General features: G+C 39.1%; 19 protein-coding genes and 1 riboswitch. Of the genes, 12 read left to right on the plus strand and 7 right to left on the minus strand.

The window, feature by feature from the left end; genetic code table 11:
• The 7 genes from FFR48_RS09125 to FFR48_RS09150 all read left to right on the plus strand — a co-directional run.
• Nucleotides 1–1,590 (plus strand): ABC transporter ATP-binding/substrate-binding protein (locus FFR48_RS09125; protein ID WP_137667141.1); only part of this gene is annotated, 1,590 nt, incomplete at its 5' end.
• Between the two features lie 195 nt (nucleotides 1,591–1,785).
• Nucleotides 1,786–2,628 (plus strand): nitrate ABC transporter ATP-binding protein, encoded by an 843-nt coding sequence (locus FFR48_RS09130; protein ID WP_137667142.1) that lies wholly within the window; start codon nucleotides 1,786–1,788, stop codon nucleotides 2,626–2,628.
• A gap of 121 nt (nucleotides 2,629–2,749) precedes the next feature.
• Nucleotides 2,750–4,930 (plus strand): molybdopterin oxidoreductase family protein, encoded by a 2,181-nt coding sequence (locus tag FFR48_RS09135; protein WP_137667143.1) that lies wholly within the window; start codon nucleotides 2,750–2,752, stop codon nucleotides 4,928–4,930.
• Nucleotides 4,931–5,060: 130 nt separating this feature from the next.
• Entirely contained in the window at nucleotides 5,061–5,519 is a 459-nt protein-coding gene (locus FFR48_RS09140; protein ID WP_096570529.1) for a phosphate-starvation-inducible PsiE family protein, read from the plus strand.
• A gap of 193 nt (nucleotides 5,520–5,712) precedes the next feature.
• A complete protein-coding gene (locus FFR48_RS09145; protein ID WP_137667144.1) occupies nucleotides 5,713–6,168 on the plus strand; it encodes a nitrate reductase associated protein in 456 nt (151 codons plus the stop codon).
• 48 nt (nucleotides 6,169–6,216) lie between these two features.
• Nucleotides 6,217–6,342 carry a hypothetical protein gene (locus FFR48_RS30045; RefSeq protein WP_265586215.1) on the plus strand — a complete coding sequence of 42 codons (126 nt, stop codon included), beginning with the start codon at nucleotides 6,217–6,219 and terminating at the stop codon, nucleotides 6,340–6,342.
• Between the two features lie 27 nt (nucleotides 6,343–6,369).
• Entirely contained in the window at nucleotides 6,370–7,683 is a 1,314-nt protein-coding gene (locus tag FFR48_RS09150) for a PrsW family glutamic-type intramembrane protease (protein WP_137667145.1), read from the plus strand.
• 492 nt (nucleotides 7,684–8,175) lie between these two features.
• Here FFR48_RS09150 and FFR48_RS09155 read toward each other — a convergent pair whose 3' ends face one another.
• The 4 genes from FFR48_RS09155 to FFR48_RS09170 form a co-directional block, all read right to left on the minus strand.
• Complete coding sequence (locus tag FFR48_RS09155; protein WP_137667146.1) at nucleotides 8,176–8,817, minus strand: hypothetical protein; 642 nt, start codon at nucleotides 8,815–8,817, stop codon at nucleotides 8,176–8,178.
• Nucleotides 8,818–8,940: 123 nt separating this feature from the next.
• Nucleotides 8,941–10,530, minus strand: a complete 1,590-nt coding sequence (locus FFR48_RS09160; protein ID WP_096570537.1) for a CHAT domain-containing protein — start codon at nucleotides 10,528–10,530, stop codon at nucleotides 8,941–8,943.
• A gap of 178 nt (nucleotides 10,531–10,708) precedes the next feature.
• Complete coding sequence (locus FFR48_RS09165; RefSeq protein ID WP_236104036.1) at nucleotides 10,709–12,586, minus strand: PP2C family protein-serine/threonine phosphatase; 1,878 nt, start codon at nucleotides 12,584–12,586, stop codon at nucleotides 10,709–10,711.
• Between the two features lie 368 nt (nucleotides 12,587–12,954).
• Nucleotides 12,955–13,311, minus strand: a complete 357-nt coding sequence (locus tag FFR48_RS09170; RefSeq protein ID WP_096570541.1) for an NAD(P)H-quinone oxidoreductase subunit M — start codon at nucleotides 13,309–13,311, stop codon at nucleotides 12,955–12,957.
• A 704-nt stretch (nucleotides 13,312–14,015) separates the two neighbouring features.
• Between FFR48_RS09170 and FFR48_RS09175 the strand changes: the two genes are divergently transcribed.
• A complete protein-coding gene (locus tag FFR48_RS09175; protein ID WP_096570543.1) occupies nucleotides 14,016–14,297 on the plus strand; it encodes an Npun_R1517 family heterocyst differentiation transcriptional regulator in 282 nt (93 codons plus the stop codon).
• A 362-nt stretch (nucleotides 14,298–14,659) separates the two neighbouring features.
• On the opposite strand, the gene FFR48_RS09180 is transcribed toward FFR48_RS09175, so the two are convergent.
• Entirely contained in the window at nucleotides 14,660–15,355 is a 696-nt protein-coding gene (locus FFR48_RS09180; RefSeq protein WP_137667147.1) for a response regulator transcription factor, read from the minus strand.
• Between the two features lie 796 nt (nucleotides 15,356–16,151).
• Nucleotides 16,152–17,501 (minus strand): carboxyl-terminal processing protease CtpB, encoded by a 1,350-nt coding sequence (gene ctpB, locus FFR48_RS09185; protein WP_096570547.1) that lies wholly within the window; start codon nucleotides 17,499–17,501, stop codon nucleotides 16,152–16,154.
• A 737-nt stretch (nucleotides 17,502–18,238) separates the two neighbouring features.
• Nucleotides 18,239–18,379, plus strand: a riboswitch (cobalamin riboswitch).
• A 22-nt stretch (nucleotides 18,380–18,401) separates the two neighbouring features.
• On the opposite strand from ctpB, the gene FFR48_RS09190 reads away from it, so the two are divergent.
• Genes FFR48_RS09190 through FFR48_RS09205 form a run of 4 tightly spaced genes read left to right on the plus strand, consistent with a single transcriptional unit; the run spans nucleotide 18,402 to nucleotide 21,088 of the window.
• A complete protein-coding gene (locus FFR48_RS09190; protein ID WP_137667148.1) occupies nucleotides 18,402–19,181 on the plus strand; it encodes an energy-coupling factor ABC transporter permease in 780 nt (259 codons plus the stop codon).
• Nucleotides 19,168–19,470: an energy-coupling factor ABC transporter substrate-binding protein gene (locus tag FFR48_RS09195; RefSeq protein WP_137667149.1), complete on the plus strand. Its 303-nt coding sequence runs from the start codon at nucleotides 19,168–19,170 to the stop codon at nucleotides 19,468–19,470. The genes FFR48_RS09190 and FFR48_RS09195 overlap by 14 nt, the downstream gene beginning before the upstream one ends.
• A gap of 9 nt (nucleotides 19,471–19,479) precedes the next feature.
• Nucleotides 19,480–20,292: a cobalt ECF transporter T component CbiQ gene (gene cbiQ / locus FFR48_RS09200; protein ID WP_137667150.1), complete on the plus strand. Its 813-nt coding sequence runs from the start codon at nucleotides 19,480–19,482 to the stop codon at nucleotides 20,290–20,292.
• Entirely contained in the window at nucleotides 20,267–21,088 is an 822-nt protein-coding gene (locus FFR48_RS09205) for an energy-coupling factor ABC transporter ATP-binding protein (RefSeq protein WP_096570555.1), read from the plus strand. The genes cbiQ and FFR48_RS09205 overlap by 26 nt, the downstream gene beginning before the upstream one ends.
• Here the strand turns inward: FFR48_RS09205 and FFR48_RS09210 are convergent.
• Complete coding sequence (locus tag FFR48_RS09210; RefSeq protein ID WP_137667151.1) at nucleotides 21,076–21,789, minus strand: Uma2 family endonuclease; 714 nt, start codon at nucleotides 21,787–21,789, stop codon at nucleotides 21,076–21,078. The genes FFR48_RS09205 and FFR48_RS09210 overlap by 13 nt on opposite strands.
• Nucleotides 21,790–21,819: the final 30 nt, after the last annotated feature.

A 21,819-nucleotide genomic window follows, 5' to 3' on the forward strand; every position in this document is an offset into this window, starting at 1 on the left:
GAAGAACATATTGATCTGGTGGGTTTACGACGTGCAGCTAACAAACATCCTAGTGAGTTATCTTGGGGGATGAAACAACGAGTTGCGATCGCCCGTGCTTTAGCTACTCGTCCGAAATTGTTGTTATTAGATGAACCTTTTGGTGCTTTGGATGCGTTAACCAGAGGTAATTTACAAGAACAATTAATGCAAATCTGTAATGAACACAAAATTACCTGTGTAATGGTGACACATGATGTTGATGAAGCTTTATTATTGAGCGATCGCATTATTATGTTAACCAATGGACCAGAAGCACATATTGGGCAAATTTTAGAAGTTCCTATCCCCCGTCCCCGTCAACGTCTGGAAGTAGTTAACCATCCCAGTTATTACAACTTGCGGAACGAAATGATCTACTTCCTCAACCAACAAAAACAAGCAAAAAAACGCCAAAAACAACCCACAGCCCCAGCAATTATTTCTAACAAAAATTTAGAAAAAGTACATTTAGAAATTGGCTATATTCCCCTCACCCAAGCCGCACCTTTAATAATTGCCAAAGAAAAAGGTTTCTTTGCACAATACGGTTTAGAAGTCAACCTTCAAGCCGAAAATAGCTGGAAAGAAATTGCTAAAGGTGTAGCTACAGGTAAACTTGATGCAGCCCAAATGGTAGCAGGAATGCCCCTAGCAATGACATTAGGTGCAGGTGGTAAAACGCCCATTTCAATGGTTACAGCCATGACCCTTTCTCGCAATGGTAGCGCCATTACCTTCAGCAAAGAATTATTTAATAATGGGGTTACAAATTTAGCTGAATTTCACAAAATTATCAACGCTGATCTAGACAAAACCAATACCTTGGGAATTGTTCATCCTGCATCAATGCAGAACTTATTATTACGCTATTGGTTAGCGGCAGGAGGAATTGAACCAGATATAGATGTCAGTTTAATGACAATTTCACCAGAAGAAATGGTGAATGCTTTAAAAGATAAAAAAATTGATGGTTACTGTGTTGGAGAACCTTGGAACACACACGCAATTGCAAAAAATATAGGTTCTATTATTGCCATCACATCAGAACTTTGGAATGGACATCCTGATAAAATTTTAGGAGTGCGAGAAGACTGGGCGCAAGAAAATCCACAAACACATTTAGCATTAATAAAAGCCCTATTAGCAGCCTGTGAATATTGTGACGACACTCGCAACCGGGAAGAAGTTCTCACATTAACTAATTTAGATTTAGATTCTGGTTTAATAGATAATTACCCACAAAATAATCACCATCAAAAACAAACTTCCCATCAATTTTATTTCCATAAAGCCAACTATCCCGACCGTAATGAAATGCTATGGATATTAACCCAATTAGCCCGATGGGGCTTAGTAGCTTTCCCCAAAAACTGGGTAGAAGTCATTGATAGAGTTTGTCGTCCAGATATATTTGGTGCAGCCGCAAGAGAAATGGGCATTTTAGATATTGGACGAGAAGAAACAATTCAACTATTTGATGGCAAAATCTTTAACCCTTCCGAACCAATTGAATATCTCAAAAGTTCGGAAATTAAACGCCAGCTTCGCGTTGAAGAGGTGTTTATGTAAAGAGTACGGGCGAAGCATTCGGAAAATAGGGACACAAATTGATAATTAGTCGCCCAAATGCTGATGCTTCCAGCACGCTTCGCGAACGCCCGTACAGGAGTCAGAATAATTTTATATTTTAGATTGGAGTTGACAAAAATAATCCAAAATCCAAAATCCAAAATTGAATTACCCATTACCTATTAGTAAAAAACCATGACAATATTAAACTTCAATAACAAAACCAACAAACAATCACGACCCCAGAAACAAGAAGACTTTTTAGTAATTGAAGGAGTCAACAAAATTTACCCCACTGCCGAAGGTCCATATACCGTCCTAGATGACATTAACCTGAAAGTACGTGAAGGCGAATTTATTTGTTTAATAGGACATTCCGGTTGTGGAAAATCCACACTTCTCAATATGGTTTCTGGATTTAATAAACCTACAAACGGTGTAATAAGGTTACAAGGTCAACCCATCACTGAACCAGGACCCGACCGGATGATGGTATTTCAAAACTATTGTTTACTACCTTGGTTGAATGTTTTTGATAACGTTTATCTCGCTGTTGATTCCGTATTTCCTAATAAAACCCAAGTCGAAAAACGGGCAATAGTTAGAGAACATTTAGCAATGGTAGGACTAACAGAAGCAGCCCAAAAGAAACCCAATCAAATATCAGGAGGAATGAAACAAAGAGTAGCCATAGCCCGCGCTTTAGCTATTCGTCCCCAAGTCCTGATTTTAGATGAACCATTCGGTGCTTTAGATGCCATCACCAAAGAAGAATTACAAGAAGAACTACTGCAAATTTGGTCAGATCATCAAGTCACAGTTTTAATGATTACCCATGACATTGATGAGGCACTTTTTCTAGCAGATAAATTAGTCATGATGACCAACGGACCAGCAGCAAATATTGGCGAAGTTTTAGAAATTCCCTTCTCTCGTCCTCGTAACCGTCGCCTCATCATGGAAAACCCAGAATATTATCATTTGAGAAATTACGCTTTAGACTTTCTCTATCGTCGTTGCGCCCACATTGAAGAGTAAATTCTTAAATAACTCACGCAAAGACGCAATCTCAGTCAGGAGATCCCGCAGGGTAGAACGCAAAGAAAATGCAAAAACCTCTCTCTGCGTCTCTGCGTGCAATAAAAAAATCCCAAATATTATGAATGAAATTACAAAAACACTTTGCCCTTATTGCGGAGTTGGTTGTGGGTTAGAAGTCACCCCGCCAGCACAACATGGAAAACCTACAAATAGAGACAGCGAAGGAACACCAACTTGGCGAGTTAGAGGAGACAAAAATCATCCGTCAAGTCAAGGAATGGTATGTGTAAAAGGTGCAACAATTACCGAAGCAATTCACAAAAATAGATTACATTATCCCATGTTTAGAAAATCATTAAATCAAGATTTTCAACGCATTACCTGGGACGAAGCCTTGAATATTATCACCCAAAATATTCAAAAAACATTAGTTAATCACGGTGCAGAATCAATCTGTATGTATGGTTCTGGACAATTTCAAACAGAAGATTATTATATTGCCCAAAAATTACTCAAAGGTTGTTTAGGAACTAATAACTTCGATGCTAATTCCCGTCTCTGTATGTCTAGTGCGGTATCTGGGTATATACAAAGTTTTGGCTCTGATGGACCTCCTTGTTGTTATGATGATTTAGAATTAACAGACTGTGCTTTTTTAATAGGAACAAATACCGCAGAATGTCACCCTATTGTATTTAATAGATTAGCTAAATATCATAAAAAAAATCGTCATGTAAAAATGGTAGTTGTAGATCCCCGTCGCACTCCTACCGCCCAAGCAGCAGATTTACATTTAGCTATTCGTCCCGGTACTGATATTGATTTGTTAAATGGAATTGCCCATTTATTAATGAAATGGAATTATTTAGACACAGCTTTTATTGATGATTGTACTAGCAATTTTCCAGATTATGCAGAAGTAATTCGTCATTATTCTCCTGATATTGTTGCCCGTCAATGTGGTATTTCTATTGAAGATTTAGAAACGGCTGCAAAATATTGGGGTAAATCAAAATCTGTACTTTCTTTATGGTCAATGGGTGTTAATCAATCTTCTGAAGGTACTGCAAAAGTTAGAACTATTATTAATTTACATTTAATGACTGGACAAGTCGGTAAACCCGGTGCTGGTCCTTTTTCTTTAACAGGTCAACCTAATGCAATGGGAGGTAGAGAAGCAGGAGGTTTATCGCATTTATTACCAGGATATCGGTTAGTAAAAAATGCAGAACATCGCCAAGAAGTTGAGGACTTTTGGTGTTTAGAAAGGGGTAAAATTTCACCTATTCCTGGTTTAACTGCTTGGGATATGATTACAGGTTTAGAATCTGGAAATGTCCAATTATTATGGATAGCTGCAACTAACCCTGCTGTGAGTATGCCAGATTTAGAACGGACTAAAAAAGCGTTATTAAAATCTTCTTTTACTATTTATCAAGATGCTTATTATCCTACGGAAACTGCTAGTTATGCCCATCTTTTATTACCAGCAGCGCAGTGGGGTGAAAAAACTGGAATTATGACTAATTCTGAAAGAAGAGTAACGTTATGTTCAGCTTTTCAAACACCACCAAAAGAAGCAAAACCAGACTGGGAAATTTTCGCAGAAGTGGGCAGAAGATTAGGTTTTCAAGATAAGTTTAACTTTCAAAATTCCGCCGAAGTTTATCACGAATTTGTTCAATTAACTTGTGATCGTCCTTGTGATATGTCTGGTTTAAGTCATGAGTTGTTATCAATAAATGGTCCAACTCATTGGCCTTTTTTTCAGGGTAACAATTCAGAAACTCAACGTTTATATACAAATTTACGTTTTCATACTTCAGATGGTCGCGCTAAGTTTGGTGCATATTATTCTAAAGGTTTAGCTGAACCACCTGATCCTAATTATCCTTTTATCTTAACTACTGGCAGATTATACGGGCATTGGCACACCCAAACCCGCACCGGAAGAATTGATAAAATTAAACAAATGCACCTCGAACCGTTTCTAGAAATTCATCCCCGTGATGCAGAAAAATTAGGTATTGTTGATGGTCAGGTGGTGGAAGTGCGATCGCGTCGTGGTTCAGCTAAGTTTCCTGCTAAAATCACTCAAGCTATATCCCCCGGTACTGTTTTTGTCCCCATGCACTGGGGTAAGCTATGGGCAGATGATGCTGAAGCTAACGCTTTAACTCATTCTGAATCATGTCCTGATTCTTTGCAACCAGAATTAAAAGCTTGTGCTGTGCAGTTAGTTCCAATTTCTGTAGAAATTACCACCAAAAATTATCAGCTTCAGTCTTCACAATGGTAAGCTTCACAATGGTAAACTTCTAAGTAAATTCCTCAAGAACGGCTAATATAGTCCATAATCTATAGTAACGATTATTCTTGATGATTCTTGAAGATTTATTTTGGAGTATCAATTGGAGTGTGAGAAACTAATGAAGAGATTATTTAAGCAAATTAAAGCTTGGACTAGCGACGATAACTTCATGCACGTCATTGAAAACATCGAAGTAATAGTTTCTAAGATTCTCTCCATTTTGATGGTAATAGTTATTTTTGTGGCAATTTCAGATTTAAGTATTTTTCTGTTCAACGAATTATTTAATGCGCCCTATGGTGAATTTAAGAAAGTTGTATTTAAGGTATTTGGTTTATTTTTAAATATTCTCATTGCTTTAGAAATTTTAGAAAATATCACAGCTTATCTCAAAAAGCACGTTTTTCAAGTTGAATTAGTAATTGTTACTTCTTTAATTGCTGTTGCCCGAAAAATTATTATTCTAGATTTAGAAAAAGTCACAGGAATTGATATTATTGGTTTAGGAATTGCTGTACTTGCTCTTTCAATTAGTTATTTAATAATTCGTTCTAGTAGGTCTAATGATCAAAATTAGCTTTCAGCATTTGGCTGTAAGCTAATGCCTAAAGGCACGCTACGATAACAGCAGTCAGCAAGATACTAAAAAACACAAATTTCATCTGCAAAATTTTCCTAATCCACACTTATAGGTAAAAGCTGATTACTGATAGCTGATTACTTACATAAAATCCAAAATCCAAAATCTAAAATCCAAAATCTAAAATCCCATGACAGCCGAATTTTTTGAATTTGAAGCAGATTTTGTTGACTCTCTCCGTTGTATACCGATGCAAGTCCGTTACAAATTGGATACCTGTGGTATTAAATTGAAATTGTCTGATTGGCATCAGATGACTACATTAGAACGTGCTAATTTAGTAGAATTACCTTGTGCCAAAGAAACAGAAATTCAATTTTACCAAGATTACCTACAAAAATTAATTTTAGAACATACAGGCAACCAAGCTACTAAATTACCCATTGAACCTCATCCCCCTTGGATGGACATTGCAACTATACCACCCAGTGTTCAGGAAAAAGCACAAGCAATAGGTGTGACTATTACCTTACAAAAGTGGGAAAAGTTAACTCAATTACAAAGGTTCGCTCTCATTAAACTCAGCCGTTCTGGACATGAAAACAACAACTTTCCCAAAGCAATAGCAGAATGTCAGATAACTTAGCCTCCTGACTTCTGACTCCTGACTGCTGTTAATTCAACATTTTGTATTTTGAACTGGAGCAAAGCATCGGTTAGTGAAGCTATAGTTGTATTTATCGGAGGTGCTGCCGTTTCTCAGGCTAAGATTAAGTCTACTACCCAAACATTTGATCGCGTAGCATGGCATAAGCCATGAATTTGTTTAGACACACTCACTAACTCGATGACAGGCAAAAACGCAAGACAGAATGCATTTCTGCGGCTAGTGTCTAGTAATGAAGTAGCTTCCCAGTCAGAATCTCGCTACTCACTGCTTCCGAATCAAGAAATGGTCATTGGACGTGATCCTAGCTGCCAAGTTGTCTTGGATGCCATGATGTACAGGATGGTGTCTCGTCGTCATGCAGTGGTTCGTCCCCTCTACCTATCACCAGATGGCAGATTTAGCTGGGTGATTTGCGATTTAAACAGTGCCAATGGTACTTTTTTAAATGGTCAACTTTTGGTAGGTTCTCAGGAATTACACCACGGCGATCGCATTTCTTTGGGTGCTGATGGTCCACAATTCATATTTGAGCATGAATTTGTTTCCCAACCAACCGTAATCACAACTAACCAAGGTACAGCAAGAGCCTCTACCAAAAATGGAAAACTGCACTCACAGCATGACTCTGTTAGTTTCACACAGCTATTTCCCATCATTTCCACCGGTAAAGATTTAACTCGCAAAGCTTACCTCATACCAGGAATATTAACAGTAATCTTTGTAGTGTTAATGTTCGGTACTGTAGGTCATCCCCAAGCAAATCAAGTAATTGTTGGCTCTTATATCGCCTCAGCTGCTTATTACTTTGTTTACCAACTTTGCGGTAAACAAAAGCCTTGGTGGGTACTCATAGCTATGGCAGTGAGTACAATGCTAATTTTAGTTAGTCCTTTATTAGATTTTTTTATCTTTGTATTTCGCGTGATTTTGCCTGGTAGTTTACCCTCATCTCAAGATTCTATTACCTTCACCGAATTACTGATCAGAATGTTCTTTGGTGCAGGTTTAATGGAGGAATTACTCAAGGCATTACCAATATTAGCTGCATATTTCATCGGTGATTCAGTACCATCACCTTGGAAAGAACGGATCGGAGTTTGGGAACCACTAGATGGCATTCTTCTGGGAACTGCTTCTGCTGTGGGTTTTACTTTGCTGGAAACTCTTGGCCAATATGTACCAATGATTACACAAAATGTCACTCAACAATCAGGAGTAGGCGCAGGTCAACTGGTGGGTTTACAACTATTAATTCCCCGCATTTTAGGTTCTGTCGCTGGACACATGGCTTATAGCGGCTATTTAGGCTATTTTATCGGGTTAGCTGTCCTCAAACCTTTGATGGGTTGGCAAATTCTCACTGTTGGTTATTTAAGCGCCTCCGCTCTCCATGCTTTATGGAATGCTACTGGTTCTATTAATGCTTTGCTGTTGGTGGTTGTCGGTGTTTTATCTTATGCATTTTTGATGGCCGCAATTCTCAAAGCATGAGCATTATCACCCACGCGATCGCAAAATTTCGCTACTCGCTTCCTCGAACACAAGTAGGGTTTGCGGTTCGCGTAGCATGCTGTCAGGCATCAAAGTCTTGTCGTGGAGGCAAGGAACAGGGAACACTTCGACACTTCGACAAGTTCTGTTACCGCAAGCCCTAGCTAGGGTTTGCTGAAAAAGTTATCTGTGAAGGACCAGTGACAGGTGACAGGTGCTACGCCACGGTGACAGTTTCAAGAGTTGGATAGGAACGATTTTTTCTTTAAGTAGGGTTTGCTGAATAAATGTAAAACCCAGACAGAACAAAGGTTACAGGCTGATAAAGAGGAAAAAAGTGCAAGGCTTTTCAAGGGTATATCTGAAAAAGTGTGCATTTTTTTGGATTTCTAGAGATAGTAAAGAAATTTTCAAACCTCCTCCTGACTCCTGACTCCTAACGGAAAGACTTTTTCAGCAAACCCTAGTTAGCTTTTTTGTATCGGCAGAAATTTACGATTCATCTTGTAAATTAGAAAGTTCTTTGAAGGCATAATCAGCAATTGCTAAACTAACTTTCGCCTGTTCTATTTCTGATAAACCTGTCCAATCTCGATTTTCAATATTGCTGATTATAACTGCCAATTTTTGTTGGTCATTACTTCGCATAGCAGGTTCAAAACGACGGGCTAAAACAAATAAGTCTTCTGTGAGCAAATTTGGCAGTAAAGTTTGCACACATTCTACTAATTTCTCACTTGTAGATTGTTCTACATTATTGATAATTTCCGATGCTTTTTGAGCGATAGTATTTAGCCAACTTAAAGGAATAGAAGGAGCAAAAACACTGTGTAAAGCTGATTTTATACATTTAGATGGTTGTTCATCACGGTCAGTTTTAGAATGGTAAACTTGATCCCAAATTTTGTCTAAATTCTGATAAAAATCTTGCGATCGCCTAGTCAGGTCTTCTCCTAGTAAATCATCATATTCAAATTGCTGTTCTAGTTGATGAAAATAAGGTTCTGATTCTTGATCAGCCAGATCCCACGGATAAGTCTCATCTTCAGGTTGTAGTAGTGCTGCTAATAATTCTAAATCTACTGTCGATGGTAAAAATTGACAAGTATCTAACTCATGGATTTTATTAATCATGTTTCACCTCACAATTAATTAGCATTAATTTATTCTTGTTGTCAGCTACAACTGGAATATTCAAATTTCCGCAAAAAATAATTCATTAGTCATGAGTCATTAGTTACTCTTCCCAATCACCAATCACCAATCACTGTTCATATCTTCAATCACAAATTCCCATGTTTCGCCTTTAGCACTGCCAAACTTTAATTTCATACCTGATGTCAGAAGTATTTCTTCACGGAGAATTTGTTGCCAACCATTTGGACTTAAACACCAAGTTGTACCGTAAGTAGAAAAATCTTGCAGGTAATAAGTGGGAACTGATTGAGAACCAGCGATAATATTCCGGCAGAGAATTTCGGCATGGCGTTTAGAAACATAGAGTTCAGGGATAACAATATCATTATCTTTAGTGCGACCAATACGAGTGACACCAGAACGTAGTAACCAAGTTTTACCTTCTGGTGAAAGCGATCGCAAAGAAGCCGTAGGTATTGGGGAATTTATACCAGAAACAGCAGTATCTGGTAATTCCGTAATTCCTTCATCCACACTTTTGATCAAATCACCATGAAAATCTGGATGCAGGTAGAGAACTGGTAAAGTCCAAGCTGGTTGATTAAACTTATATACTGTTAACAGTTCTTGTCTAGCTGCTGCCACTGCTTCATCAATTGGTTTACGAGATCGCAAAGCTTCGGCAAAAGCTTGAATAAAACTGTGACTTTCTTGGTCTGCAATTTCATCCCGCATCGCTAGTACTGCAGGGACACCATGACGAATCAGGACTTCCGCTAAACTACTTGCAGGTATAGCTTGTTGATTAATTGCTGCTGGTTGCGCTCCCCAACAGGCATTAAACACCCCTAATTTTACACCTGTGCGGGTTAATACTTGGGCTAATTCGATGCCATTGAGGGTCAGATCAGGCCCCAAAAATAATAAACCACCATCAGGGTCTGGCATACCATGACCAGCGTAAAAAAAGACGTTGTAGCTTTGGGTTTCTAACTCTTGAATTAACTGTTGTGAAGTGGGTTGCAAGAGTGTCTTCACCAGACAAGCTGATACAGAATTTTTCTGAGATGGACTACATTCTGACAAAATTTTTTCCAGAATAGCAGCTTCTTTTTCCAATTCTAATTTATCATCATGCCCCAAAACCAACAGGACTTTTAAAGCTGGATCTGTTCGTAAATTTGGCAGAGGTTCAACTTCACTAATAGTCCGACTAAATAAAATATCTTGGGAAAGAGATATTGCTGATTGGCCGGGTTCGCGCTGCATAATTTCCCAAGGTAGCGCAATTAGATCAGGGTCACGAATTTCCAATCGCAAGCGCAACCGTTTATTTTGACCCATAGCCATACCGCGACTACGTTCTAGACTACCAAGAATTTGTCCATCGAATACCCAACGCCATAAACTGATGCCTAAATATTGCATCAACCGACTACTGTAGGGACTGGTAGTTTGACCGACCTGGGGTAAATTCAAATCAATTGTCATGTACTTAGCCCCTGGAGATGTCGAAGCCAAAGCAATATCCAGGGGACTATGACCAGCAAACATTTGCTGCCATTCTTGCCAAATTTGACTCAGTTCAGGAGAAAAAACACAGTCACGCAAAACATAACCACTGGGATAGGGAGCTTTAACGACCCAAATGGCGAAATTATCATTTCCAGTATTTACTAGACGAGCGATCGCCAGATTTAGGCAGGACATGGATTTGTGGAAACTAAACTCTAAGAACTAATAATTGACAACAAGTTTTGTCTGGAAAGTGAATTTTAATTTTAGTGATCACCAGCATTATGATATCCCATGATGGTGATGAGAATCACTAAGGCGCGGGAGTTTGGTCATCATTTGATGGCGATAAATCTTGTGGGTTTTCTGAGTTTTATGGTGTTGGTGTTTTCGTTGTTGTTGGTTGTGGGGTTGCAGACGGAGTTGATGGGGTAATTGTCGATTGTGGTTCTCGTTGGATTTTGAGCCAATATCCCAGTCCACCGGCTCCTAAAAGCACACCTAAAATAATTAACAACTGTAGCGGTAGTTTGGCAGTACGCCCAGGCTTGGTTTCTGAAATTATTTGAGTTTGCTGGTACTCATTGCCTAAAGCAGTTACATTTGTGGTTCTTGGTGTCAAATCTACTGTTTTGCTGGCTGAACTTGTACTGAGCGAAGTCGAAGTAATAGTCGGAATGTCCGCTTGGAGAATGATATCTGGTTCACAGTATTTGACTTGGTAATGTACTAAAGCGATGGTGACATTATCATGTCCATTTTTAGTGTTGGCAATTTCTATGAGTCGGGCTGCAACATCTTCTATATTTGTATTGCCGCCAAGAATTGGTAAAATTTCCGTTTCCCACAACTCTTCTACTCGATCAAAATCACTCAATCCATCGGAGGTGAGCAAGAAAACAGCATCTTCATCAATGATAAATCGTTGGGACGTAGGATGCAATGAGGCACTCTTGCTCATGCCTAAAGCTTGGATCAAAGAGCCAGAACCACTATGTTGTAATGCTTCGCGATAAATAGCATAGCCCAATCGTACTTCACGAGAAGCTACATCATCATCTAAGGTAACTTGATAGCAACCGTGGCGCGTAATCCAATAAGCACGACTATCACCAATATGAGTAATGTACATTTCATGGCCAATCGGTAAGGCTAGAACTAGAGTAGTTCCCATCCTTTGCCGTCCTTGGCGATGTTCCGTATCATTACGCTGACTAATTTTATCGTTTGCAAGTGCTACTGCTTGTTCTAAATTATTGATGATTCTGAAGGGATCTATGTTTTCATCAGCAACAGAAGTGAGTTGCATCACCTCTTGCTCAATAGTTTCAATGGCTAAATTTGATGCTATGTTGCCTCCCTCATGTCCACCGATACCATCACAAACAATAGCTAAGGCGGTTTGCTGGGGAGGTTTACTCACGAGAACGCCACTAGGTGGGTAACAAGCATCTTCGTTGCGTTGACGAGAAGGTCCTTTATCTGTTTGGGTAATAATTTTAATGTTAGTGCTTGGGATTGGCGAGTTTCGTCCACAGGAGGCGATCCCCAATCCTGTCAGTCCTTGATCTAAAACCGTAATTAATTGTTCAGATGAGTGGATTTCACCATCAATTAAAGCATCAATAATTTGCTTGAGGAATTCAGCTATGGCTGGCTTGGCATTTTTGAGGAGTTGTTGCCAAAATACTCCTAATTGTGACAATGTTGGTGCTGTTTGCTGATCAAAACGCAATTCTAATAACCGCACTAAACCCCCTTCCACTCTGATTAAATAGGGGTCTAATAAGCTAGAACCGACTCCTTCAGTCAAAAGCGGTTGCCACAAATGCGCTATCTGCCACAGCCAATTCATTTGCCGCATTGATGAGGCATCATCCCACGCTGCTGTTAGCTGGCTGCACAGATGTACTTGAGTATATGTACTATCAACTGACAGGGGCGGTTTTTCTAGAACTAAGATTTCTGGTTGAGATTTTCCTTCATGGAGAGAGATGATCCCATACACTTGTGGTATATGCAAGCGGTAAGGTATGAGTCTTAGATAAGCTTTAATGTGGTATAAATTATCTAATTCAGGTATTTGGGGTAGTAAACCAGGTTTGAGATCAAGAATGATTGATTGACCAATGACCAAATAGCGATCGGCTAAAATTTCTCCAGGACTACCCAGGCTCACACTATCTGCCACTGCCCACAGGTAACGCTTGGGTAAGGGTGTGGAGCATCGCTGGCAATACTTGTGGGTCAAGGGATTGGCAGCTTGACAATATTCATTTGGTCAGTAAAGCGTTGCCGCGTCATTTTCCATATTTGTCGAACCGATCAGCGATTGGCAATTTATTCAACAGCATGAGTAGCGGTAATTTAGTCCGCTGATGTTTTTGTACTCAATGATAATAGGAGATTGGGACTGGGGATTGGGGATTGGGAATTATTAACTGGGAACTTTGAACTTTTTCCCTACACCCTGCACCCTGCACCCTTGCCTTTTCTCCTCTTTCTCCAGGATAGCTACCTCTTTGGGGGTAGTTTTGCCATACACCTAATTTGTTGGTGAGTTATAGAGTTATAAATGTAGTTATAAATCTTGTAACTCATCAACAACCACTCTCCATCTTATTTATTGGCGTTAGATGCAACCTGGGGTAGTCCCATGCTGTAGTTAGTAACGCGACTAGAGAGATTGTAGCTAATTTCACCTTTTTGTAGGAGCGATCGCAAAAAATGCTCTAGGTCTGACCCAATCCGACGTAAGTTATAATCTGTTAGGTCTACACCACTGGAAGCTTCTACTAGTTCATCGAACTTACGATAAACTTTTTGTAGTGTGTCTTCATTCCAGTTAAATTCGTTGTCTGGGTCAACATCTAACGTCAAGACGTGATTGCTAGGAACTAGTTCATCTTTTTCCATTTCCGCCGCAAAAATGCGAATATGACGGGTTGTGGACTTGAGCAGCATCGGGTTATCCATAAAAAGGTGTAAGATTTCGGCTAATTACACTGCAACTATTTTAACTGCTCTCCCTCAGCTTAATTGTTTTAACTTACAAGCTTTGAGTTGAAAATATCTTTTTCGACATAGCCAGTAATATTTAGAACCAGTAAGAATTGGAAAAAATTCTGGGCTAAAATAATTTAGTTCAGTGTATATGTGATGATCTACAACCGAATTTCTACAGTTGACAAACTTACTATCTTACCCATTAAATTTTTACAGATCAAAAAGAACACATTGTTGATTTAACCTAAATTGCCTAAAATGTTAACTGGCGGATAACAAAGGGAAAATAATCACCAATTTCCATAAGTAACCTCACTATGATTAGCGTAAAAAGTTGCACAGTTATTGACGTTTCCATAAAGTTGATGTAAAAACTTTGAAAAAGGTTGGACAAGTTCTTACAGAAACTTTATTGTATAGAATCTTAAAAACTGAATAATAGTGTATGAATTAGATATGCCAAAACTACCACGGGAATATCAAAACCTAGACAGTAAAAAACCACTTGGAATAAAAATAGGGGGGAGTGAGAAATTGAACGCAAATTTGATGGATGAGAAAAGCCTCTTACATTCAATCAGTTCTTTGTATTTAAAGGAAATATAAAGAATTTTTTTTCTGGATATTTTAGTTTCTCACCTGTATAAACACCCAGTAAAGGAATCCTCAAAACTATGAACTCCAAAGCATTACCGCGTCAAATCAATAATCTCGAAGTAGGTGTCTATGAGTGCGAAATACATCTCAAGTTCCGTTTGATTGAGGAAAAGAGTCTGTTAGGCGATCGCGAACAGCTTTTGCAGGTGCTACTAGACGCACTCACTGAGGGATCTGATGACTTTTTGGAAACACTACAAGCGTCTGTAAAGGCGCAGGAGGTTTCTGAGTTCAAAGCCTCACCTCAAATGAGACGACAACTGATGCGCTTAAGAAACTTTGTTGATAACAGCCAATAGACAATAGAGAGAAATAAAGTCACTCTACAACACAACCAAGAAGATTATCTATAAGTTCAATTCAGCATCTACATTAACCCCTTGCCAGTTGCACTACCTCAAAACCTGGATGTCTGTTGATTCGCTCATCCCTTGCTCAAATTTTTGGTTAGGGTGGTTGAAAATTTATACTCAGGGAAATTTCACAAAAACTTAGGGTTTCATTTCTATCACAAGAACCCATTTACATTTAGTAGAGTTTGATAGCAAACTCAACCAGGTGCATTGTACCAATCTTACCAATCGTTTTCATTCAATTTGAATCAGAAAGCTGTCTCTGTAAATCCTCTTGATCATGGTGATATTCTTTTTTAGTTTGGCTACTACTGAGCTAGTCCATGTTCTAAAGCAAATCTTACCAATTCTGTACGGCTATTAGTACCTGTTTTACTAAATAACCGGCTGACATATTTTTCGACGTTGCGGACGCTGGTTTCTAAGCGGCGAGCAATTTCTTTGTTCATCAACCCTTGTGCTACTAGGTTTAATACACTTTGCTCTCTGGGGGTTAAATCAATTTTAAATGGAGGTGGAGTCTGGGCAATGGCAGTTCTGGGACTTAACAAATCTTTGATTTTGGAAATTTCATGGGCTAATTTGGCAATGTCCATGTTTTCACTATCTTCTCCTATCGCTGGGGCTTGAGCAGTGCGACGGGTGAGTAAATTTTCTACAATGGCTATTAATTCATCAGGATCAAATGGTTTGGGTAGATAAGCGTCAACACCCGCTTGATATCCTTGAATGCGATCGCCTGTCATGCCTTTAGCAGTTAAAAATACTACTGGTAATGCATGAAACCGTGGATCCTCTCGCAGTTGTTTGAGAAACTGATAGCCATCCACCTGGGGCATCATAATATCAGAAATCACCAAATCAGGTGTATTTTGTTGCATCAATTCCCAACCTTCACGGGCGTTACTGGCAACTTGAACACTAAAGCCGCTTTCTTGTAAATAGTCTTTCACGGCTTCCCGTAACCCTGGTTCATCATCTACCAGTAACAGTTGTGCTGACATTGAAAATTCCCTTAGATTTGCTGTTGATTTACCTTTCTCTAATTTAGCGAAAGTTGGTTAAGATTGGGTACTGGGGATGAGGAAGATTTGAGGCAAGTTATGTTCTAATTGTCTGGTAAATCTGCTTCTCCATTTTGGCACTCTGCGTCCTAAAGGAGCAGATATTCTTGATTCAACGAGTCCACTTAGACTAGATCCCTTGCAGTTTCTCATCCAGAGGTGGTTCTCTCCCCAAGCGTTACTTAGGGAATGCCCTTCCCTAGTTGGATGATGCCAAATTTTGTTTGAGTTTAAATTCTGTGTCGTGTTTCGACTACTTCGACTTACTTCGACTGCGCCCTTCGACACCGCCCTTCGACACCGCTCAGGACAGGCTCAGGACAGGCTCAGGACAGGCTCAGGACAGGCTCAGTACAAGTGCGCTCAACACAAGTCTAGCTCCCATGTAGACGCGAAGCGCCTTCCCGAAGGGTAGATTTTACCTATTCCTCGCAAGAAACTAGAACTATGGAATAGAACCCACCAATCTTCAGTTGTCAAAGTACAGATTGCCGTTAGGCAGTTAGGTTTTTATACAGGTTGATTACCATTCCTGTTAAAAACAATCTACCATGACTGCCCCTGAAGGGGCAATCCGTTTTATTCAGCAACCCCTATTTATAGTATAAATAATAGCAGATCCCCGACATCTTCAAGAAATCGGGGATCTTATTTTTCAAGTCTTTACTCTTGACTTCTGTAAGTGCAACCACGGGGGGTTTGCCCCTACTGACTCCTGACTTCTGACTCCTTAAAATTAAAATTTCAAATCTTCAGCGCGAATACTCAAAGGTTGAGTATTTTGAGAAGTTTGAGAAGGTGTTGTAGGTTGGGCAAATTTTGTATTAGAGAGAGCTAGAATAGCACGAGCGTATTGTGGGTCATTTAGAGTTCCAATTAAATTGGGATTAGCAGCTAACTGACGCTCCTGTGCTTCCGTTAAATCTAGCTGAATATCTGGTATAATTCCTGTCTTGTTAATATCCGTACCTTTGGGGGTATAGTAGTGGGCAATGGTGACAGCTAACCCAGAACCGTCATTCAGTTCATGGACTGATTGTACCAAGGCTTTACCAAAGGTTTGACTACCTACAACTACCGCCCGGTTATTATCCTTGAGTGCGCCGGTGAGAATTTCACTAGCACTAGCGGAATTACCGTCTACAAGTACAGCTAAGGGTCGATTTGTCAAAGCTGTGCGATTGGCTTTGGTTTCTTCACTATCTCCCACACGGTCTACTGTCTTGACAATGCCACCATTATCTAGCCACATCCGCGCTATTTCAATACTTGCTTGTAATAAACCGCCTGGGTTGCCACGCAAGTCTAAGACAAAGGAATCAGCGTTTTGACGATTCAAGTCACGAATCGCTTTTCGCATCTGATCCGCAGCGTGGCTGCTAAACTCCCTTAACCGAATATAGCCAATGCGACGGCCACCGTCTTGTTTGAGGGTATAATTTACTATGGGAACTTCGATAGTTGCCCTCGTCAGCTTGACATCAAACTGATTTTTTCCCGGTCTTGACAGTCGTAAGGTGATGGCAGTACCCGCTTGACCACGAATCAAATTAGATGCTTCTTCCACTTTCATATTGAGAGTGGGTTTACCGTTAATCGCTACAATTTCATCCCCTGTTTTAATACCTGCTTTCTGGGCTGGAGAATTTTCTAGAGGTTCAACCACTGTCAATCGCTGGTTTTTTTCGTTGATTTCCATGCGAATGCCAATTCCCGTAACCTCTCCAGATGTTTGACGGGTGAGGGCTTCAAATTGCTTGGGATCCATAAACCGCGTGTAAGGATCACCCAATCTTTGCAAGGCTTGGCGGATAGCTACATAAGCTTGTTCATTGGAGGTATATTCTTTGCTTAACAGGCTTTGCCTAATTGCTTGCCAATCTTGTTGATTAAATTTGCCATCAACATATTCCCTATTTACAAGTTGCCATACTTGGTCAACTAACGCTTTTGGACTATCTTGTAAAGCGGCTTGAACACACTTTGTCCAAGCTTGACCAAATAAAGATATAGTAGCAGTTGTAGCGATCGCTCCACCAATCAAGGCTGCTTGGAGCGGTGAGTGACGTTTCGCAGATTGATTCATGTATACAGATGGAATAAATAATTGTATTGTTGACAGTTTAGCAATCAGGCTTTCCTGAAATTTTTAAGTTTTTATACTCTACTTATGAGCTATGCTTAATCTAAGATTAATCCATCATTTTTTCCTTTGTAAATGATGTGGAAATTACGGTCTTTTTATTAATAAATATCGCTGGGATGGAAGTGGTTTTACTGTTAAAGCAGCCACAGCATTTGTGTGAATTTCATCACTCTTTTCTTTTTTCAACTAAGATCCTTTTCCTAAGATAGCGCTTTGTTGACTTGATGGCTGGATTTTTCAATATTAAACAATAAAGCTTTAATTTTCTATGTTATGAAGCACAAACCTACCATCAAATCATTAGTTTCTTGGCTGATGAGATTTAGAAAACTGTGGCGATTGTTACGAAATATTGCTTTTGGGTTGTGTTTGATCCTGCTAAGTTGGCTGACTTTCACTACTATAACCTTAGTTTTTGCTTCTTCACAGCCTGTCGATGCCTTTTTTGTGCTTGGTGGTAGTATTGTCCGGGAAATTTATAAGAAAATCGAGTGAGCCACAACCACCGAAATGAAATTAAAGTATCTCCGCCACGCTCCGATACTTTATTTTACTATGGCTTCGCCTTTAATTTTCGGAGATGTCTAATTGATAATTAGTCGCCCGAATGCTTCGCTCCTACGACTCCTGACTTTTGCTATATTTGCAAAACTTTACTAGCAACTGGCGTTAGTCATGATATTGTTACTCCCATCGGTTCTGATGAGGAGCAGTCATTGGACGCAAGGGGGAAAGTTCGGTGCAAGTCCGGCGCTGTCCCGCAACTGTGAACCATTATTAGGTTAAGTCAGGATGCCCGCCGATGACAATACTTTTACATCAATCTGCGAGGTACAGATTATGTCTCTAAAAAAACGGGGTTGGATGAGTCTAACCCTGATGGGATTTATTAGTTTTTACTTAGTAGTTGGTTTACCTAAACCTGCCTATGCTATGCATATTATGGAAGGTTTTTTACCAGTGCAATGGGCGGTTTTTTGGTGGGTTGTAGCATTACCATTTTTTGTTTTCGGTTTGCGAAGTTTGACTCGCATTACTCAAGCTAACCCAGAATTGAAGTTATTGTTGGGGTTAGCTGGTGCTTTTACTTTTGTCTTGTCAGCGTTAAAAATTCCTTCTGTGACAGGTAGTTGTTCTCACCCCACAGGTACAGGGTTAGGTGCGGTGCTGTTTGGACCTTTGACGATGACAGTTTTAGGAACTTTGGTACTATTGTTCCAAGCTTTGTTACTGGCACATGGTGGTTTGACAACTCTGGGAGCAAATGCTTTTTCAATGGCGATCGCTGGACCGTTTGCCGCTTACTGGATCTATCATCTCATTATTCGGTGTAGTGGTAAACAAAGAATTGCTATATTTTTATCAGCAGCGATCGCTAATTTACTCACCTACATTATTACTTCTATCCAACTGGCTTTAGCTTTTCCCGCACCTGTTGGTGGGTTTATCGCTTCATTTACCAAGTTCGCTGGTATCTTTGCTATTACTCAAGTTCCTTTAGCTATTAGTGAAGGACTGCTAACGGTGTTGGTATGGAATTGGTTACAATCCTATAATCCTCAAGAATTAGAATTGCTAAAGTTAATCAAACGGGAAACTGAAAGTAATGAATCAGTCTAAACAAGATTTTAATAACTGGCTATTAGTCTTAGCTGTATTCGCGTTAGCATTTGCTCCCCTCATATTAGTCAGAAATGCTGATTTTGGTGGTGCCGATGACAAAGCCAAAACCGCCATTAGTCAAATTCAACCCGCATATCAACCTTGGTTTCAATCAATATTTGAACCTCCTAGTGGGGAAGTAGCTAGTTTATTATTTTCTGCTCAAGCTGCCATAGGTGCGGGAGTAATTGGTTATGCTATTGGTTTGTATAAAGGACGTTCTCAACAACAAAAACATGAAGAATAAGTCTACACAATGAGCCTAAAATTAGATACTTTAGCTTATACTAATCAACTGCGACAAATTCCCCCAACACATAAAATCATCTTTGCCTTTACTACGCTGTTACTTGCACTTTTCACCCATCCATTTGTACAAATTTTACTATCATTATGGATGGGTATTTGGACAGTAGTGTATGCTAAAATTCCTCTGAAAATCTATTTGCGGTTGTTAATTTTTGCTAGTTTTTTCTGGTTGACAAGTTTACCAGCATTAACAATTAATATGGTCAACCTCGCTAACTTTTCACAAATTCAAAGAGATTTAATATATGGGTTAAAGTTTGGTACTGTTTATATTTACATTAGTCACAGTGGAAGTATACAAGCTTTAGTAATTTTTTGTCGTGCCTTTGCAGCCATTTCTTGTTTATATTTTCTCATGTTAACTGTGCCATTTACAGAATTATTACAAACGCTACGATACTTAAAATTTCCAGCAATTTTAACCGATTTATTATTATTAATGTATCGGTTTATTTTCATAATTCTAAACACAGCCAATGAATTATGGATAGCACAAAATTCTCGTTGTGGCTACCGCAACTGGAAAATAGGAATGAGAAGTTTAGCAATATTAATAGGACAATTGTTACAGCGTACTTTACAACAATATCATCGTTTTTCTTTGGGATTAGCAGCAAGGGGAATGACAGAAGAATTTAGAGTCTGGCATCCCCAACGTTATCAATTATCTAAACGATATATTATTGAAGCAATTAGTGGCTGTGTAGTCTTAATAGCAATAGAATTAGGATGGAATGCAGGAATATTTACTAGAATTTGAACAAGTATATTACACCTATCCAGGTACACAACAATCAGTTTTAAATGGGTTAAATATAAAAATTCCCTCTGGAAAAAAGTGTGCCTTAATTGGTCAAAATGGTTGTGGTAAAACCACGCTATTTTTATTAGCTAATGGTTTATATAAACCTGAACGGGGAATTATCAAATGGTTGCATGAACCGTTAAGCTATCATAGAAACTATCTGACAAAATTACGGCAAAAAATTGGTTTAGTATTTCAAGATCCAGAACAGCAATTAGTCGCATCTACTGTTGAGGAAGATATATCCTATGGGTTGTGTAATTTGGGTTTATCCCCATCGGAAATTCAAATCAGAGTCGAGAAAATATTAGGTGAATTTGGGCTAAACAGTTTAGCAGAAAAACCCGTACATCATCTTAGCTTAGGGCAGAAAAAACGAGTTTCTATAGCTGATGTCATGGTATTAGAACCTCAACTTTTAATATTAGATGAACCTACAGCATATTTAGATATAAAACACACTCGTAACCTGATGAATACGCTCAAAAAAATTCATGGTAATGGCACAACTTTATTAATGGCTACCCATGATTTAGATTTAGTTTATCGTTGGGCAGATTGGGTTTTTGTTATGGATAAAGGAAGATTGATCTTAGAAGGAACACCAGAAGATGTATTTAGTCAGTATCATCTTTTAGAGGAGTTAGAATTAGGTGTACCATTAATATATGAAATGTTATTTGCAGGGCTATCTGTTGAGGAGAAAGCCGTTTTAGAACGGGTGAAACAACGGATATTTCAGGATATATAACTATTTCCAGCTAATTTTTCTACAAAATCTTGATGTTCTCCTGAACTTAAACCTGTCTGTAAAGTAGCCATTACTTGTGACATATTTCTTGTTACTAATGCGGAAACATTCAGCCATAAACCTGGAAATACTTGACTTTTAATTATTCCTTGTTCATTTGCTACCAGTTCTATATATTCACCATTCTTTAAACTGAACCAACTTACAGTACCTTCAAAAACCTGCCAAACTATATATTCTTCAATTCCATTGCGACGGTAGGCTCTTTTTTTATCATATAAATCTTTGGTAGCACTGCTGGCTGCTACTTCTGCGATTAATTCTGGTGCGCCTTCTATATAACCATCTGCGCCTATATAAGACTTGCCACCACAGGCTGTATCTATTAATAGTACAGCATCGGGTTGAGGTTCGTTGTCTAAATCTAGTCTTACTGTTGCATTGTCACCCAGTCTGACACCAGGTGTAACTATTTTATAAGACCACAACCAACCCATTAAATTAGCATGAGGTTCGGCGTGAGGTTCAAAACGCAGAGGGGAAGCCACGTAAACTACTCCTTCAATTAATTCAGCTTTTTTGAGATTTGGCATAGCACTATAACGGCGCTCAAATTCTGGACGAGTCAGGCGATCGCCACTTTCTAAAGGCGGAATATAATCAGGATAATTATGGACAGTTTTTACAGAAGTGTTAACCATAACTGCAAATAATATTATGGGTAGGTAAAT

Origin of the sequence: Sphaerospermopsis reniformis (assembly GCF_005402885.1) — a bacterium.
Classification (GTDB): Bacteria; Cyanobacteriota; Cyanobacteriia; order Cyanobacteriales; family Nostocaceae; genus Sphaerospermopsis; species Sphaerospermopsis kisseleviana.